The sequence below is a fragment of the Tissierella simiarum genome (assembly GCF_018917865.1).
Lineage (GTDB): Bacteria > Bacillota > Clostridia > Tissierellales > Tissierellaceae > Tissierella_C > Tissierella_C simiarum.
The window spans coordinates 88,007-105,614 of record NZ_JAHLPM010000010.1; the positions used below are offsets into that span (position 1 = coordinate 88,007).

A 17,608-nucleotide genomic window follows, 5' to 3' on the forward strand; every position below is an offset into this window, starting at 1 on the left:
TTATCCATCTACTGTTTAATTTTATCATAATTACTATAATGTAACTAAGTAATTATAAATTCTTATCATATATTCTAACATAGATATATACTAATAAAATGAGGATGATAATAATTAAAATTTGTTTGTTTAATTATAGTATAATAAATAACCCCCACAACTTTTTTAGTTGTGAGGGTTTATCACTTAATTCTAATATAATCTACATATTTATAAAATAAATCATCTTGACTATATACTTCAGATTCATTCACTATTTTCCAGTCATCGTCTAAATCTAAATTTGGAATTAAAGTATCAGCTACTTCAAAGGTTTTAAATACTTTGGTTATATAAGCTTTATGACAGTAAGAAATAAGCTGCTGAGCAATATTGCCTCCTCCTATTACAAAATTATTCATTTCATTATCATGATTTAGTTTTTCTAGCAAAGGAAATAGCTCTTCTAGAGAATTAATTACAATAACATCACTTGCACTATATTCTTTATCCCTAGTTATTACTATATTTATCCTATTAGGCAATGCCCTTTTATCTGGTAAAGATTCAAAGGTCTTTCTACCCATTATAATTATGTTACCTTCTGTAAGCCTTCTAAATCTTTTTAAGTCTTCAGATATTTTAAATAACATATCTCCATCATATCCAATATTCCAATTATTATCTACTGCAAAAATTAAAATCATATTTCCTCCTAGTTAATTTTTAGCTTTAAAATTATAAATTGGCTTTATTACATCAATAATTTCAACTGTTTCACCAATGTTATTAATTATATCCTCCATTGGCTTATAAGCAAAAGGACTTTCGTCTAGAGTGTATTTATTAATTGAAGTAGAATAAATGCCTTCCATACTCTTTTTAAATTCATCTAAAGTACATACTTCCTTTGCAGTATTTCGACTCATAAGCCTTCCTGCGCCATGAGGAGCAGAGTAATTCCAATCAGGATTTCCCTTTCCAATAGCGACTATGGAACCATCTCTCATATTTATAGGTATTAAAACCTTTTCATCTTTATATGCCGAAATTGCACCTTTTCTAATAATATTATCCTTAAAGTTTATATAGTTGTGAATAGTTTGGAAGTTGTTAAATTCATTTAAATTTCTAGCGAGCAGATTACAAAGTATTATATCTGCCATGACTTCACGATTTAGGCTGGCGTATTCTTGGCAAAGCCTCATATCATGTAGATATTTCTCTCTATATTCTCCAGTTAGATAACATAGTGCCTTAGGGTACTGAGGTTGAAGTTCTGCATATTCCTTCTTTAATTCTTCTAATACTTTCTTAATTTCTTTTCTTCTACCTTCTGCCTTATATTTTGTAATTATCTCTTCCCGTTTTATATAATAATCGCCTTTACCACTACATAAATCTACTGCAAGTCTTTGATAGATATCTGCTACTTGCTTTCCTAGATTTCTACTGCCTGAATGTATTACCAGGTATTTACTACCCCTGCTATCAATATTTAATTCTATGAAGTGATTTCCTCCACCAAGAGTACCAATACTTCTTTCAATCCTCTTTGTATCTTTTAGCTCTCTAAAACAATATAAATCCATAAGTTTATCAAATTTATATCTTCTTTCATTATGGACTGCATAGCCTGAAGGAATCTTTTGATTTATTATTTCATCTAGCTTTGGCAAATCTATATCTATGTTTCCAAGTTCAGCCGTTAGCATGCCACATCCTAAGTCTACACCTACAATATTAGGAATTACTTTATCTCCCATATCTGCTGTGAATCCAATTACACATCCCATTCCCTGATGAACATCAGGCATTATTCGCACTTTAGAATCCTTTATAAAATCTTGATTTAATAGTTGAATTATTTGTTCTTTAGCTCCATCTTCAATATTATGTGTAAAAACCTTAGCTATATTATATTTTCCTATTAGTTCCACCCATTACACCTCTCTTTATATCTAAAAAATTACTTTTAAATTATATATTATCATTACATTAATAGCATTACAATTTAATATGTTTAATCCCTCAGGCATAATAGCTGAGGGATATTATTTACTACTTAATTATTATTTTTAATTTGCTTCTGTCCTGATTTTAATTTTTCTGGAGTAACATCATTACCTTCTTCGTCTACAACCTTTACGTTTAATAAGGTATTTTTCATATTACCCCTAAATATAGAAAGGTATTCTTGACGTAGTTTATTTTGTTCTTCCTTTTCTTCCTCTGTTAATCCAACGGTTTTGGACTTATGGGCAAGCTCATTTATTCTTTTAATTAAATCCTTCAAGTTGATCTCTCCAATCTTTTATCAAGTTGCTTATTAAATTCTAACATTTAATCTATAATTATTCAATTTAGTAAAAACTTTTAGTCGTTAAATTATTTCATAATATTGTTAATAATCTTCATATTTTAAAATAGATATGTTATATAAATTAAATTATATCAAATATAAAAGGAGGTTTTGCATTTGAAAAAATCACTATCTAAAATTTTGATTTTTCTATTAGCTGGTATGCTTATTCTTAGTTCTACGGGTTGTGGTAAAAAGAAGTTTACCATAACAGCAGAGGAGAAAGAACAAGGGTATAGAGCATACAAAGATATGGGATTAAAATTTAAAATGTCAGATGTATGGAAGGAATACGATGATAACCTAGTTGTTGATAGATTAGGAGATGAAGAAGACGAAAGTAATCCAATATATACTGGCCGAAACTATGGGTTTATATCTAATGAATTAATTGAAAAGTACTATGACGTAATCGATAATGTTGAAAATAAAGAAGAAAGAAATAAAAAAATAGATGAAATCTTCTCACAAGTTAAAAATATATTTTCTATCGCCGTATTTAGAAAAGATAAACTACCTGCTGAAGATAAAATAGCTGAATTGACAAAAATGGATCATAATGAAAAAATCTCAACCATTTCAGAATATGTATTTTACTTCTGTAGAAATGATTATGATGACACAGGATTATCAGAAGAAGCTAAAAAGGGATATAAAGCTATGTTTGATGATGTAGAAAATATTAAATCAAGCCTTACAGTTTACAAACCTATGACCCCTCAAGAATCTATAACTGGCATGAAAAAACTCGAGTTTAGTCTTAAAGACCTTGAAGGTAATGATGTAACCGATGCAATATTTAAGGATAATAAATTGACTATGATAAACATTTGGGGCACATTCTGTGGACCTTGTAAGAGAGAAATGCCCGATCTACAAGCCTTATATGAAGAATTAAAGGATGAACAAATAAGCATTATTGGTATCATATCCGATACGCCAAATCCAGAAAATGAAGATGCAGCTAGACAAATAATCGAGAGTTCTGGTGTTAAATTTATAAATCTTATCCCTGACGATAATATAAAAAATAATCTACTAACTAGTATCTCTGGAGTACCTACATCTTTCTTTGTTGATAGTAATGGAAAAATAGTAGGTGAAGTAATAACTGGTTCAATAAGTAAAGAAGAGTACCAAGAAAAAATGCTAGAAGCTCTTCAATTATTGAAATAAAAAATCTTCTTTTAGAAAATAAAATGGGGGAAACCAAATGAAAAATAATTTTATTCGCAATCTTATATTCGTTAGTAGCATTGGATTAATCCTTATAGGCTTTTTCAGAGGAGAGGTAGACACTGTTTTCACCAAAGCTATTAATATATGTCTGGAGTGCATAGGAATTGGCTAATAACAATAAACCAAGACATATAATTCAATTATTTAGTACTATTGCTACCAATGGACATCTAAAGGGATTTTTCAATGGAAAATTGTATAAAGGAAATATTAAAAGATTTTGTGTTCCTGGATTAAATTGTTATTCTTGTCCTGGAGCACTGGGTGCCTGCCCAATAGGATCTATGCAGGCTGTCATTGGAAGTATGAAGTATAACTTTTCATATTATGTACTAGGTATTATATCATTGTTTGGAGTAATATTAGGAAGATTCATATGTGGATGGCTCTGTCCCTTTGGATTTGTACAGGATTTACTACATAAAATACCATCTCCAAAGCTTAAGGTTCCACCTAAAGTTCATAGTATGTTAAAATATCTTAAGTATGTAATTCTCCTTTTATTTGTTATTATACTACCATTCGTTTTTCAAGATGAACTTGGCATTAGTGATCCATATTTTTGTAAATATATTTGTCCATCCGGAACTCTTTTCGGTGGCATACCTCTTTTATCATTAAATCCAAGTCTTAGAAGTGGATTAGGCTTTTTATTTAATCTTAAATTGTCTATACTAATAGCTATTATCCTTTTATCAGTCTTTATCTATAGAGTTTTTTGTAAGTATTTATGTCCTTTAGGAGCATTTTATGCTGTATTTAATCCTATAAGCTTATATAAAATTAATATAGACGAAAAAAAATGCATAAGCTGCGATATATGTACCAAAACTTGCAAAATGAATGTTGAAGTGTATAAAAAACCTAATGATAGAGAGTGTATTAGATGTGGTGATTGTGTTAAAGCATGTCCAAAAAACGCTATAAAAAGTGGTATAAAATAGGCTGTCATATATAATGGCAGCCTTATCCTTTAACCTTTATTTCCTTTTATATATTCCATCTTTTCTTTCCATAAGATTAAACCCTATTAAGTCTCTTCTTATTGTACAAAAATCATCATGGAAATCTGCAATTATTAGATTTACTTCTTTCTCTGTATAATCTTTATCTCTTTCAAAACTTTCTACTATTTTCTCTAGTATAATTTGTTTTTTCTTTTTTTGTACTGGTATTTCCTTTAGTTTATCATATTTAAAGAAGGAATCTATGACCTTTTCTTTATACTGCTCTTCTCTTTGTTTTAATATTTCTTCTTCTTTTCTATTATCTTTTACTAGATCTTTAAGATTCATTGAAAATATTTCTTCATTTAAACTATAAACTGTATAGTACTGCTCTTTTTTAGAAGATACTATATTAGCATCCATCAGTTTTTTAAGATGAAAAGATACAGTTGAAGTGGATAGTCCTAATCTTTCAGCTAGTAATTCCACATACATAGGTTCTATCATTAAACTATTGATAATCTTTAACCTTGAGTTGTCAGATAAACATTTAAAAATCTCTAATGAATTCAATTTCATCCCCCCTAACCAATATCCATCTGGCTATAATAATTTTCAAATTTATTTTTTAACTCTTCTACTTCTTTTATTTTTATATCTTCTATTATCGCTTCTTTTCCTTTTCCAAATTTTAAAGCTTTTTCTCTGCTTATATACCAAGGATTTGCTATTTTATCAAAAAAATTTAAGTATTTTTCCTTTAAAACCATAGGATTATCATTAAGACTAATATTAAACATTTTAGAAAATATTTCAACTATATTTAATCTTACTTTTTCTAAATTAGCTTCATCTATACGTTCTTCCTTTTGTAAATCTTTGATAAGATCCTTTAAATTTTCCTGTTTCTCATCTAAAAATAATAAATAATTTTCTTTTATCCAATTTACATCTTTCATATTGTCTCCCCCTTATATTTTATATAGCTATTTTATACTATCTCGTTTTTTATTTCAATACATATCTAAATATATCATAAAATTTAATTTTATATTTATAAAAACAGATTGCTTTTTTAGAAACTTTGTATTAGAATATGATTTGATGTACATCGAAATAAAATTGATTAGGAGAGATTAATATGGAGTTTATAAGCCTTATTCCAAATATTTGCGAAGGATTTCCTTTCGAAAAAGGAGATTTTGTCTTATTAAACTTTTGGGGTGATAATGAAGATTTAGAGATTTTAGACCTAATTTCAGAGAATTTAAGTAAAAAAGGAATTATTCCTTTTACACATCATTGTTCAAAGAAACATTTTGAAAAAGTAGTCCTTAATCTGCTTAATAATGATGTAGGGTTGCCTCAAAAATACGCTGACTATCTATCTTCTTTTGAATCTGTAATAGACATATTTATGTATAAGCCAAGTTTTCCTAAGGACATTTCCGAAAATAATATACCTAAGTTTAAGAAATATTTATTGGACTTATTTAATTCTTTAACTAATGAAAAAAAATATTATATACAACTCACTGTTCCTACAGAAGAAAATGCTGTTGGTACTGGAATAGAATATGATGTCTATAGTGATTCTTTATGTAATGCTTTATCTGTAGACTTTCAAGATTTAAAAAAATCATGTAAAGATAAAATAGACGAACTTAAAAATAAAAATAGTATAGAAATACTGACTGGTAAAAAACATTCCCTAAAGTTGGATATCAATAATAGACAATGGTATTCAGATGATGGATGTGGAGATTTTCCACCAGGAGAAGTTTATATAGCACCTATAGAAAATAACAGTAATGGAAATTTACTCATTCCTTTAATCAACTTAAACGGACAAAAATACAAAGATGTTCTTATGACTTTTGAAAATGGAAATCTTATAAAATGTTCATCAGAAGACCTTGAAAAGTTTTTCAATTCTCTTCCTGAAAATTTTAGGATTCTATGTGAGTTTGGGATTGGACTCAACCCTAAAGTTAAAGAACTAATAGGATTCGCACCTATTGATGAGAAAGCCTTAGGAACTTATCATATAGCATTAGGAATGAATAACTTATTCGGAGGAGAAAATGATTGTCCATTCCATATGGACTTTGTATTTACTTGTGATAACATAATTTTTAATTAAGTAGAACCCCTCTATTCATAAATGGAGGGGTTTCTTTTAACTTATTTCAACTATAAAAACCAGTTCATCTATTCTGGTGACATCTTATAGGTTGTTGGATAAACCTTAGTCTCAGGCTCAAGTCAAGGGATAACAAAGTAGGGAAGAGAGACTTTGCATAAGTTAAGTTCAACTTAAATTTACTCTACTTCATTTTCTCTTTGTTTTCAAGCATAGTAATAACCTTTGCCACTCTTGCATCTGCTGTTTCTTTTTTCTTAGCTGAAGCAATAAAATTAATAAATTTATTCTTTTGACTAGCAGTAAGATTATCAAAGAATCCTGTCACCTGCTTATTTTCTTTTAAAGCTATGGCAAAACTTTCTGGCATATCATTGACTTTGTTTTCAATATCTCTTTTAATAGTAACTGTTATCTCATCACCTGGCTGTTTACCAATCTTTTTTCTTATAGCCTTTGTTATTCCGATAATATGGCATAGCGTACTCATTTTAACCAATGCACCACGATATTCTACACCATCAAAAGTAGCAATTACTTTAACTATTCCATTGGTACCAAATTCCTCTTTAACATTGTATGGAAATTCTACATATGCCCCATCAAGCCCTTCATGAGCTTTTATAGTCTCTTTAAATTCATATATTTTTAGCATATTTTATTTCCTCCTTCCCCTTTTAATCCTTAAAAGTCTTATCTATATACTCATATATTTCTTACTGAATCTTCAATATTAACTTATGCCTTGCTATGGAGTCAACCTAGTTCTATCTCTAGGAATTAATGAAGCCTCTCTTACATTTTCTAATCCAAGAATCTGCATAGTTATTCTCTCAAGTCCAATAGCAAGACCTCCATGTTTAGGCATTCCATATTTAAATATAGAAGTATAACTATGATATTTTTCTGGGTTTAATCCCTTATATTTTATATTTTCTATTAACATATCATATTCATGGATTCTTTGACCACCGGTAGTTATTTCAATACCTCTAAATAACAAGTCAAAGCTATGAGTTTCATTTTCACCACAAGGCATTGTATACATAGGTCTTTTCTTCCTTGGATAATGAGTTAAAAATATAAATTCACATCCCAATTTTTCTTTTGCATACTTACAAATTAATTTTTCTCCTTCAGGATCTAAATCTCCATCTATGTCAGTTTTATTATATTCTTTTCTTAGAATTTCTAAAGCTTCACTCAACTTAATCCTAGGAATAGTATTTTGCATATTAGGTATAACTGTATCCAATATTTCTAAATACTTTTTCCCTTCTTTTTCTACCTTATTTAATACATATTTTAGAAGACTTTCCTCCATGTCCATTATATCTTCTTCACTTTCAATAAACCCCATCTCAAAATCCATGCTTATATATTCATTTAAATGCCTATTAGTGTTATGCTGTTCTGCTCTATATACATGAGCTATTTCAAAGACCCTTTCATATCCAGCTCCAACCATCATTTGTTTATAAAATTGGGGGCTTTGGGCAAGATACGCTTTATTTTCAAAATACTTTATTTCAAATATTTCCGTACCTCCCTCAGCACCTTCAGCTACAATCTTAGGTGTAAAAATCTCTGTAAATCCTTCTTTTGTCAAAAATTCTCTAAATCCTTGTACTATAAGATTTTGTATTTTAAATATGGAATTTATTTTTTCATGACGTAAACTTAGAACTCTATTATTCAGCATAGTTTCTAAGTTGACTTCCAATTCCTTTTTATTAATCTCAATAGGCAGTTCTTCTTTTACTTCATTTAGTATTTCAAAGTTCTCCACAAGAACTTCAAAAGGATTTAGTGCATTATTACTTTCTTTCACTTCTCCTAAAATTGATACTACAGATTCTAATTTTATATTGCCCACATCTATTGCTTTGTTATCTATAACACATTGTACCAATCCAGTTCTATCCCTCAAAATTATAAAGGTGATTTCTTTAAGCTTTCTTATACGATGAATCCATCCTTGAATTTTGACTTTTTCGTTTATATAGCTATTTAATTCATTTATCATAACTCTTTTCATTATCAACCTCTCCTTTCAAATTTAATAAACAAAAATCCCCTTGAGTATAAAACTCAAGGGGCGAAAATTCGCGGTGCCACCCTAATTAACCTTATATTATTAGTCTAGGAAACAATATAATAGCACTATATTAATTAGAAACCCTGTTCTAATTATAAAAAAGGCTCCTATTGGAGCATTAATATATTAAGGAAGCCTTTTTTTGAAACCCATTACAGAAAGTTTAAATTAAGGAAAATAGGACTTTCCTATGGGTTATAAAAAAAGCTTTCACTACCATATAGGAGTGAAAGCTATAGCTCACGGTGCCATCCTGTTTCGACAAAGCTAATAAATAACTAAGTCATCTCTAATCCCTTTAACGGCGGAATCCGATTTGTCTTACTTTAAATTTCAGACAAACTCCTCTAGGATGTCTTTCAATACTACCTTTCTCATGGAGCTTCCACCAACCTCCACTCGCTTTAGATACTCAGCTAATATTTACTCTTCCCTTCAAAGAATTTAATATATTTTAACAACTATAATATGATTTAATAATCATTTTGTCAAGGGTATATTTAAAAATATATAGCTATAATTTTTACCAATAAAATCCTAATAATTATTTTAACTCAATAATTATATCATCTAGAATCATCTCTTTAGGCATTATTCCTTTTTCTTTTAAGTAATCCAATACTTCTTTCTCTGGGTTATCACTTTTAAGGATTGATGGACCAATCATTCTGTGACCATCTTCTCCTAATACACTAAATTCCACTTTAGGAGTTATTATAAGCTTAGTAGCATTTTTATCTATTTTTTCATAGGTAGACGTCCAATTCATAAGAGCTTTAGTACCAGATCCTCCATTACCTTCACCTACGTAAACATTTCCTAGATCATCCTTAACTTCCACTAATTCTGTATATACACTATGGTATTCTCCTAATGCTTCATCTGAAGCTTGTTGACTATAATGTATAATAGTAGACATTGGAGTAAAAGTTATCTTTTCTATATTTAAGTTTATACCTTCTTTCTCTACACTTTTGTTAGCTATCATAATATCAGTATCTGTCTTTTTAAGGTTAAATTTAAATTTCCAATCACCTTTTATATCTAAATCTTCAAAGTCCTTTACGCTATCAACAGTTAACTCAACATCAAGTTCGTCTTTAACCTGATCTATAGACATTCTAGTGAAACCTATATAGGTGTTGTCTCTTACCTTATAAACTCCACTACTTCCCGCCATTCCGCCTTTATACCCTTTAATACTAAGATAGTCTCTAACAGTTATTTGCTCACCTAAGTCTTCCTTACTTTCCATGGTGTATGTAACCATGACTGTTGTTCCATCATATATGGCATCATTCAAAGTGAATTTAATATCATTACTTTCTTGTACCATGCCTAAGGTTTTAGAATAATCCTTATATCCTGTATAGCTTCCATTTTTATTTTCACTTAAATATTCAAATATGTTCCCAATAATAGGGATATCCTTAGCATAGGTTGGAAATGCTACTCCAAATGCTGTTGTTCCAATTATAATTGTTGCTGCTACTGCTACTCCTCGTTTTTTCCACTTATTTTTCATTTCTGATCTATTCCTCCTTTTATATCCTTCTTCAATAGCATTCTCAATTACATCATCTAAACTTGATGAAATTTTAATTTTATCTATATCCTTCTGTTTCATTCCTATACCTCCTCCATATAAACTCTTAACTTCTTTAATGTCCTGCTAAGCCTACTTTTAATAGTTCCCATCGGAACATCAGTTACTTGAGAAATATCCTTTATACTCATATCACTCATATATCTCATAGCTATTAATTCTTTATCTTCTTCTTTTAAATTATCCAAAGCTTTATATAGATCTATACTTTCTTCTATATTGCCGTCGCTTTGGATAAACTTATTTTCGAAAATGTTTTCAAAAGTAGTTGCATCATATATTTCTACTCTTTTATTTTTTCTTAAGTTATCTTTACAGGTATTTATAAGAATACGAGTAATCCAAGTATTAAAGTATTGTGGTTCCTTTATATTATCTATGGATTGTATAGCCTTTATAATAGAATCTTGCACACAATCTAATGCATTATCTTCATTTTTCATGTAAATAAGAGCTACCCTATATAGTTTATCTTTTATGGGGTCCAACAGTTTACGAAAGCTTTCTCTATCCCCATTTTTAGCTTTATGAAAATTTATTTCATCAGTCAAAGGTCTTCACTCCTTTCCTATTTATTTCATTAGTTGATCCCTCCACCCCTTTCATATATTAGACGTATCATCTATTAAAAACGTTCCATTAATTTATAAAGTAAAAAAACAAACCTTAGCTTATGGCTAAGGTTACAATTATTTAAAAATAATAAAATTAAATATCTAGTTTATTTAAAATCTTCTCTACTGTTTCCCTATTCTCAAAAAGTGCACAACCGCCCTTATGCTCTTTCAGTAATCCATGAATACTTCTTATTTCTCTTAATATAGGGGAGCTTAAAGCCTCTTTAAGAGTCATATCTTTTAAATTAACATCAGAATAAGGTGCAAAAGGACATGCTTCTATTGATCCCATAGAATTAATATGGACAAATCCTCTTCCTGATGCTAAACATCCCCCAAATTTTTCTTCATCCCCAGGAAATGCTATAAATATTCCTTTGTATTTTTTTCTCAATTTATTCAATCTGTTAACAAGCTCTTCTCTTTGAGTCGTAGATATTACAAGGTCTTTTGTAGAACTATCAAATGGAATATATTCAATAAAGAAAAACACTCTACATCCTTTATCAATATAAGCAGTAATAAACTCATCATTTAAAACACTTTCAAAATTCTCTATTGTAATAGTTATGGATACTCCGTAAAATATATTTTTTTCTTGAAGTAGATTAAGACTTAAAGAAGCTCTTTCAAATACACCTCTACCCCTTCTTTTATCTGTTTGATATCTATCTCCTTCAATGCTTATAACTGGTATTATATTTCTAGATGAAGAAAAAAATTCTACCCATTCTTTATTAATTAACATTCCATTTGTAAATATAGGAAAAATAATTTCTGGAAACTTTATACACTCTTTAATGACTTTCTCTTTAGTGAGAGGTTCTCCTCCTGCTAATAATATAAATGATATACCTAGATCTCTTACTTGGGTAAAAATATCTGACCATTGGTTCTCATTAAGCTCTAATGAACAATTATGAATTTTTACTTTATCATAACAGCCTTTACATTTTAGATTACATACACTTGTAATAGAAGCTATCATAAAAGGCGGTACATGAAGTCCATTTTCTTCATGCTCCATTCTAATATTTTGCGAACTCTTTTGTTTCAATGCAATCTTTATAATATTCTTTGCTGAAGGAAAATCACTAATAGCTATTTTTATGAAATCCTCCATAAGTAATCTTATGGATTCACTAAGGAGTTTTGTCAATATTACATTGGATTCTTCACTATAATTTACACTTTCCATCCTTGTCCCCCTTAAACCATTATTTTCTAATACTCTTCCATAAGCTTTATCACAGACTGTTTCATATCTTTCCGTAGATCTCATGAATAAATTCGTCTAAAAAGTTCTTAATTTTTGGTTCTTAAATTGTTCTTTGTTGACAATATAATAAATTATACCACTTTAATATAGATTATAACTACAAAATCTTACTATAGCCTTAATAATATAATTAATATAAAAAAATAGCCTTAAAAGGCTATTTTTTTATTAGCTAACTGGATGTTCTCCAAAATTAGTATTTACAATATCTTTAATTTCTTTTAATTGCAGATGTAATTCTACAGGAGATGTATAAGAATCATCTAAAGGATAATAATAAACTACTACATTTGAGCCTTTAAAGTAAATACTTACTCCTTCGGCTTCAAATTCTGTTAGACCATTTTCTTTTGCCTTCTTATCTAGCAATTCCTTTAACTTTTCTTTTGAATCTTTATCAGATTTAAAATAGTTATCAAAGGTTATTTCATTAGTTGAGCTTAAATCAAAATTTAAACTCTTTATAATATTCTTCCCTTTACCGTCTAGTCCATCAAAAGAACCTTTGAAAAGAATACTAATCTTTTCATCACTTAGTAAACTAATTTCATAGTCTAATTCTAAATTTTTATATAAATCATTTCCTTTAATTGAATTAATAAAACTTTCAATTCCTTGATTCAAATAATCTTCTGTTAGTTCACCTTTCATACCTTGGATTTGTGGATATCTAATAACCATTTTCTTCTTATCGTCTTTAAACTCTTTTTTAACTATTTGAAAGCTTTCTTCTTCTTTTACTACGATCTTAATAGCTGCTCCTTGAGGAGGAAGACTCATTGTCATTATTTCAGGTAATGTTACTTCAACCTTTGTACCAACTTTTAAATCATCAACTGAAATTGCCTTTCCTTCTTTATCAACTATTTGTGTATCTTCATTTACGTGTAGTAAAATTTCATCTATTCCTGTAGTAGATTCATCTCCTCCTACTAAAATAGCTTTCCTACCTCCTGTTTCTACTATTCTCTTTACAAAACCATGAAGAATTTGTTCTTTGCTACTAGAATCTTCTTTATCTGTATTGTCATTTTTAATAATTAAATTTCCATCTTCTATTGAAACTTCATATTTTAATACTTGACTAAAGAATTCTACTGGAACAAAAGTTATACTATGATTAAGTTCTGGTGCTTCTGATAGTTTAAAAGGTGCTACTCTTGCAAAGAAATAAGAGTTTTCTCCTAGTTTCACTTTAGTCCATTGAGCACCATTTTTAAGCTCTACACTTCTTTCTTCATTATTCCAAGTAACTTCAAACCCTAATGCATCTTTAGCTATAGTTCTTAGAGGAACCATTAGTGTATCCCCTTTATAATAAGGATTGAAACCTTTTAAATCTATCGTCTTATTACCTATTACCATTCTAGGAATCACTTGTTCTTCCTTAATTGGTTTAATATCATTATTTTCCTTTACAGAAATCTTTTCCTGTGTAATATTCTTTTCTATTGGAATATTTGACGTTTCAGTATCTGCAAAAACAGTAGTCCCACTAATAGTAATAGATAAAGCTAAAGCACCTGTCAAAATTTGCTTTTTCAATATTACCATCTCCTTTTCCGTTTACAAAAGTTAGATATCTTCTTAATTGTTTTATAATATATTTATATACTACCATATCTTTTATAGCAGCAGGTTACAATAACATTACAAACTATTTACAAATTAGTATGAAGTTAAAAACAAATAGTTATTTTAAAATTTTTTTATAAATCACTTGTTTGTGACGTTACGTCATACTATATACTATAAATATGGAGGGATTCTAAATGGAAGGACAACATTTACTTACAATAGGAGAACTCGCTAAAAAGATGGACACTACAGTGCGAACTCTGCAATACTACGATAAAGAAGGTCTGCTGAAACCTTCAGCAAAAAGCCAAGGAGGTAGACGGCTTTATACAGAGAAAGATATAATTAGACTACATCAAATCCTGTCTATGAAATATTTAGGATTTACACTCGATGAAATCAAAAATCACCTAATCTCTCTTGATACACCCCAACAAGTTATAGAGGTTTTGGAACAGCAAAAAGAAGCTGTCCAGAAACAAATCGACAATCTGACAAATGCACTTTCAGCTATCATAGCCTTGCAAAATGAAGTACGTCAAATGCAGCAAGTGGATTTTGGGAAATATGCTGATATTATATCTCTACTTCGCCTAAAAAATGAGGGATATTGGATTGTCAAACATTTTGATAATCGGCTAATGACTCACCTGAAAGAACGATTTTCAAATTATCCCGATTTGGCACATTCACTCTTTGAGGAATGGAAAAATCTATGTGATGAAACAATTCACTTGAAAAATCAAGGTGAGATACCAGAAGGAGAAAAGGGACAAGAACTTGCTAGAAAGTGGTGGACTATGGTAATGGAGTTCACTGGTGGTGATATGAGCCTGATACCTGCCTTATTGCAGTTTAACCAAAGTAAACAGAACTGGGATAAAGAAATGCGAGAAAAACAATCTATTGTCGATGAGTTTATTGAACCAGCCATAAATTTTTACTTTCAAAATCAAGGTATTAAAATATCAGAAATGGAGGAAAATTTATGAATGTAACCATTCCAGTAGAGGAAAAATTTAAATTTATTATTCGAGTATCAATTACTCATGTGGCTACCTATATCCTTTGCGGAATATTGTTTTCAGTCTTATTTGATTATCAATCATCATTGACTTTAAATGCTGCAAACTATATGCGGGACATGAATAGCATAATTGTACAAATGGCACCTTTGTTTCAAGTTATTCGAGGGACTTTATTTGGAGTTGTATTTTTAATATTCAAGGATAGCTTTCTCGATAAAAAGCTGGGATGGCTTAGATTATGGATAATACTTCTTGTAATTGGAATTGTAAATACGCCATCAACCTCTCCGTTTTCTATCGAAGAATTTATTTATTATGTTCCTTCCCAATTATCGTGGAACTTAAAATTTGGTGGACTTGCAGAAATATTAACTCAAACACTTTTGTTTTCTTATTTGGTAACAATAAAAACGTCTCATGGATTGATGAAATCTATAGGGAAAAATAAAAAGGCAATAATCTCTGCTGTAATTACTGGCGTTGGTTTTTCTCTTTCAGGAATTGTCCTTGCGTGGATAATCAATGTTGATTATATGAAAGGATCAACGGATATATTTGCCTTTGTAATCATGTTCTTTGCCATAGTTACAGTATTTTTTATAACAAAATGGTACTTAACACATAGAACCAAAACAGCAACTATTATTTATCTTTCTATCTGTTATGTTGTTATCGCTATTATTCCTACAATCTATAACTTCTCCACGAATTCACCTTTTAAGTCTTACCTATCATTGATAATTAGCGGAATACCTGTTTTTCTGATTGCATTTTATCATAGTAAGTCAATATCTAAAATGAAAAAACAATCCTTTTCTGATCCTAATCATTAGGCTGCTCCAATCACAAATCAATAGACAAATTATAAACATTAAACTAGTTAACATTTTTTATTCCATATTCCCAAGATAAAAAAGATATCACATGTAAAGCAAAACCGCCTAGCTTCTACTATTTATCTGCATTAATCCAGGCGGTTTCTCTATTTTAATTATAAGTAGATTTCACACTATAAGTATCTTTATTTCATCTTTTTTAATTAAGATCTTATTCCTAAATATAACGATTAATAAGTCATATTTTTACTCTCCTAGTTCCTCTAAAGCTATATTAAAAGAATTTTTCCATATTACAATATTAACAATTATTAAAGCTGCTATATATATATAAGACCCATAGTTAGTCCTTATAGCTAAATAGTGAATGAGCCCCAATAGCCCTAAAGTAAAAAATGTTATTATCATAACTAAAAATCCTTGGCTTTGCTCAGCTAATTCAAAGGGCTTTGAAAAAGGCAGAGATTTATCTGTCGTTCTAAAACAGATTACCATAAACAATAATATGTTTAAAAATACTATTATTAAATCTACAATTATTTTACCTTTAAATATAATCATGAAAATTATACTTATCAAAATATACAAGGGTAATATAAGGTTCATTAGAGCAGCTTTTAAAGTTCCCTTAAATATAGATTTAGCATCAGTAAAGGGTACTACTCTATATATCCAAGCCCCTTTGTAGTTACCTGAATGTCCTAGGTTCATAACTATAGTTGGAATCAACAAGGCAGTAAAATATATACTAAAGTACATTTTACTAGATACTAAGCCTTCTAATCCACCATTTCTTAATCCATTAAATAAAAATATAAATGGAAATACAATTGAAAATCCTAAAGATGGATATACCTTTAGCTTAAAAACTCTTTCATTTTTCATCATATTGGTTGCAAACCTGTAGAATACTATTTCTTCTTCACTTCTGCAAACTAACTTTGACGTAAAATCTGTTATTCTATTATTTCTACTGCCAGTTTTTCCACCACTACTATTCAGCTTTTGTAAATTTCTTTCAAAAGAAGGGGTTAATTTTACATATATTATTATTGAAATTATTGGAACTAGAAGAGCTAATATTGAAAAAGTTATTAGATAGGTTTCACGATTATTATTTAGGATTAGCTCAAAAGGTGCTCCAAACCATATAGGAGGTATAAAGTACTGCCACCATTTTGGATTAAATACTACATTCTTAAAGTCAACAAAATCGAATAGTCTTCCTAAAAGTTGATACCCTACTGATAATGCTATGGTTAAAGCTATCTGAACATAATTTATTATATCTTTTAACTTTTCCCCATCGAAAAACTTTAGTACCAAGAGATACAATAAAGCTGTCAATACCACAATAAGTAAATCCATTAGAATTATTTCTGCCAAAAATATTAAAAAGAATATACCACCTTGTTTAAATAAGGATACTATAAGGGCTGGTCCTGAAAAAGAAATGGTTATAAAGAACATGTAAAATAGTATATGTAGTACTTTTGCCATATTTAATGTTTTGCTATCTACAGGTTTAGATAATATAATATTTTTATCTCTTATATCCAATAGTACTGATGAAAAATCGGATATTAGAGAAGTCATCATCATAAACATTAGTATCCCAAAGACAAAACTCATTTGATATAAATAATTATCTGCTTTTGTAACAAAGAAAACTAATATAATCCCTAACAGTAAATAAACGCCTAAAGATTTAATAAAACTATTGCTATCTTCATCTTTCTTCTTAGAAGATGAATTTCCTACTATCGTTGGAACTCTTCTTCCATCTAAAGTAAATTTAATTTCAAGTATTCTCCTCATTACGTCATAATCTATACCTGCTTTTTCAAAGATGAATTTAAATATATCCAAAATTTTTAATACTTTAAAATCTTTCAT

The 17,608-nt window shown here is 29.2% G+C and carries 18 protein-coding genes and 1 other annotated feature; of the genes, 6 read left to right on the plus strand and 12 right to left on the minus strand.

Translation table 11 applies throughout. The features are described from left to right. Positions 1-182 precede the first annotated feature (182 nt). The 3 genes from KQI42_RS12520 to KQI42_RS12530 form a co-directional block, all read right to left on the minus strand. Entirely contained in the window at positions 183-686 is a 504-nt protein-coding gene (locus tag KQI42_RS12520) for a dihydrofolate reductase (protein WP_216520258.1), read from the minus strand. Between the two features lie 12 nt (positions 687-698). After that, positions 699-1,919 (minus strand): RtcB family protein, encoded by a 1,221-nt coding sequence (locus KQI42_RS12525; protein WP_216520260.1) that lies wholly within the window; start codon positions 1,917-1,919, stop codon positions 699-701. 125 nt (positions 1,920-2,044) lie between these two features. Continuing rightward, positions 2,045-2,275 carry a DUF896 domain-containing protein gene (locus tag KQI42_RS12530; RefSeq protein ID WP_246566475.1) on the minus strand — a complete coding sequence of 77 codons (231 nt, stop codon included), beginning with the start codon at positions 2,273-2,275 and terminating at the stop codon, positions 2,045-2,047. Between the two features lie 183 nt (positions 2,276-2,458). Between KQI42_RS12530 and KQI42_RS12535 the strand changes: the two genes are divergently transcribed. Genes KQI42_RS12535 through KQI42_RS12540 form a run of 3 tightly spaced genes read left to right on the plus strand, consistent with a single transcriptional unit; the run spans position 2,459 to position 4,524 of the window. Further along, complete coding sequence (locus tag KQI42_RS12535; RefSeq protein ID WP_216520262.1) at positions 2,459-3,517, plus strand: TlpA family protein disulfide reductase; 1,059 nt, start codon at positions 2,459-2,461, stop codon at positions 3,515-3,517. Between the two features lie 37 nt (positions 3,518-3,554). After that, on the plus strand, positions 3,555-3,692 hold the full coding sequence (locus tag KQI42_RS20995) for a CD1871A family CXXC motif-containing protein (RefSeq protein WP_246566476.1): 138 nt from the start codon (positions 3,555-3,557) through the stop codon (positions 3,690-3,692). Then, positions 3,685-4,524, plus strand: coding sequence for a 4Fe-4S binding protein (locus KQI42_RS12540; RefSeq protein WP_216520264.1), 840 nt, complete (start codon positions 3,685-3,687; stop codon positions 4,522-4,524). Before KQI42_RS20995 ends, KQI42_RS12540 begins: the two co-directional genes overlap by 8 nt. Positions 4,525-4,560: 36 nt before the next feature. Here the strand turns inward: KQI42_RS12540 and KQI42_RS12545 are convergent, their stop codons facing one another. Beyond that, positions 4,561-5,100, minus strand: a complete 540-nt coding sequence (locus KQI42_RS12545; protein WP_216520266.1) for a DUF2087 domain-containing protein — start codon at positions 5,098-5,100, stop codon at positions 4,561-4,563. An 11-nt stretch (positions 5,101-5,111) separates the two neighbouring features. Further along, positions 5,112-5,486: a hypothetical protein gene (locus KQI42_RS12550; RefSeq protein WP_216520268.1), complete on the minus strand. Its 375-nt coding sequence runs from the start codon at positions 5,484-5,486 to the stop codon at positions 5,112-5,114. Between the two features lie 182 nt (positions 5,487-5,668). On the opposite strand from KQI42_RS12550, the gene KQI42_RS12555 reads away from it, so the two are divergent. Beyond that, positions 5,669-6,670: an aminopeptidase gene (locus tag KQI42_RS12555; protein WP_216520270.1), complete on the plus strand. Its 1,002-nt coding sequence runs from the start codon at positions 5,669-5,671 to the stop codon at positions 6,668-6,670. A gap of 184 nt (positions 6,671-6,854) precedes the next feature. Here KQI42_RS12555 and KQI42_RS12560 read toward each other — a convergent pair whose 3' ends face one another. The 6 genes from KQI42_RS12560 to KQI42_RS12585 form a co-directional block, all read right to left on the minus strand. Further along, entirely contained in the window at positions 6,855-7,325 is a 471-nt protein-coding gene (locus KQI42_RS12560) for a YdeI/OmpD-associated family protein (protein WP_216520272.1), read from the minus strand. A 93-nt stretch (positions 7,326-7,418) separates the two neighbouring features. After that, positions 7,419-8,708: an aspartate--tRNA(Asn) ligase gene (aspS, locus tag KQI42_RS12565; RefSeq protein WP_216520273.1), complete on the minus strand. Its 1,290-nt coding sequence runs from the start codon at positions 8,706-8,708 to the stop codon at positions 7,419-7,421. Between the two features lie 279 nt (positions 8,709-8,987). Continuing rightward, positions 8,988-9,216, minus strand: a binding site (T-box leader). 96 nt (positions 9,217-9,312) lie between these two features. Then, a complete protein-coding gene (locus tag KQI42_RS12570) occupies positions 9,313-10,395 on the minus strand; it encodes a DUF4179 domain-containing protein (RefSeq protein ID WP_216520274.1) in 1,083 nt (360 codons plus the stop codon). A 2-nt stretch (positions 10,396-10,397) separates the two neighbouring features. Beyond that, positions 10,398-10,925: a sigma-70 family RNA polymerase sigma factor gene (locus tag KQI42_RS12575; protein WP_216520275.1), complete on the minus strand. Its 528-nt coding sequence runs from the start codon at positions 10,923-10,925 to the stop codon at positions 10,398-10,400. A gap of 157 nt (positions 10,926-11,082) precedes the next feature. Then, positions 11,083-12,273, minus strand: coding sequence for a radical SAM protein (locus KQI42_RS12580; RefSeq protein WP_216520277.1), 1,191 nt, complete (start codon positions 12,271-12,273; stop codon positions 11,083-11,085). 165 nt (positions 12,274-12,438) lie between these two features. Beyond that, a complete protein-coding gene (locus KQI42_RS12585) occupies positions 12,439-13,815 on the minus strand; it encodes a copper amine oxidase N-terminal domain-containing protein (protein ID WP_216520279.1) in 1,377 nt (458 codons plus the stop codon). Between the two features lie 227 nt (positions 13,816-14,042). Here KQI42_RS12585 and KQI42_RS12590 point away from each other — a divergent pair, with 227 nt between their 5' ends. Then, a complete protein-coding gene (locus tag KQI42_RS12590; protein ID WP_216520281.1) occupies positions 14,043-14,840 on the plus strand; it encodes a MerR family transcriptional regulator in 798 nt (265 codons plus the stop codon). After that, positions 14,837-15,709, plus strand: a complete 873-nt coding sequence (locus tag KQI42_RS12595) for a hypothetical protein (protein ID WP_216520285.1) — start codon at positions 14,837-14,839, stop codon at positions 15,707-15,709. Before KQI42_RS12590 ends, KQI42_RS12595 begins: the two co-directional genes overlap by 4 nt. Positions 15,710-15,958: 249 nt before the next feature. Here KQI42_RS12595 and KQI42_RS12600 read toward each other — a convergent pair whose 3' ends face one another. Beyond that, positions 15,959-17,608: an ABC-2 family transporter permease gene (locus tag KQI42_RS12600; protein ID WP_216520287.1), complete on the minus strand. Its 1,650-nt coding sequence runs from the start codon at positions 17,606-17,608 to the stop codon at positions 15,959-15,961.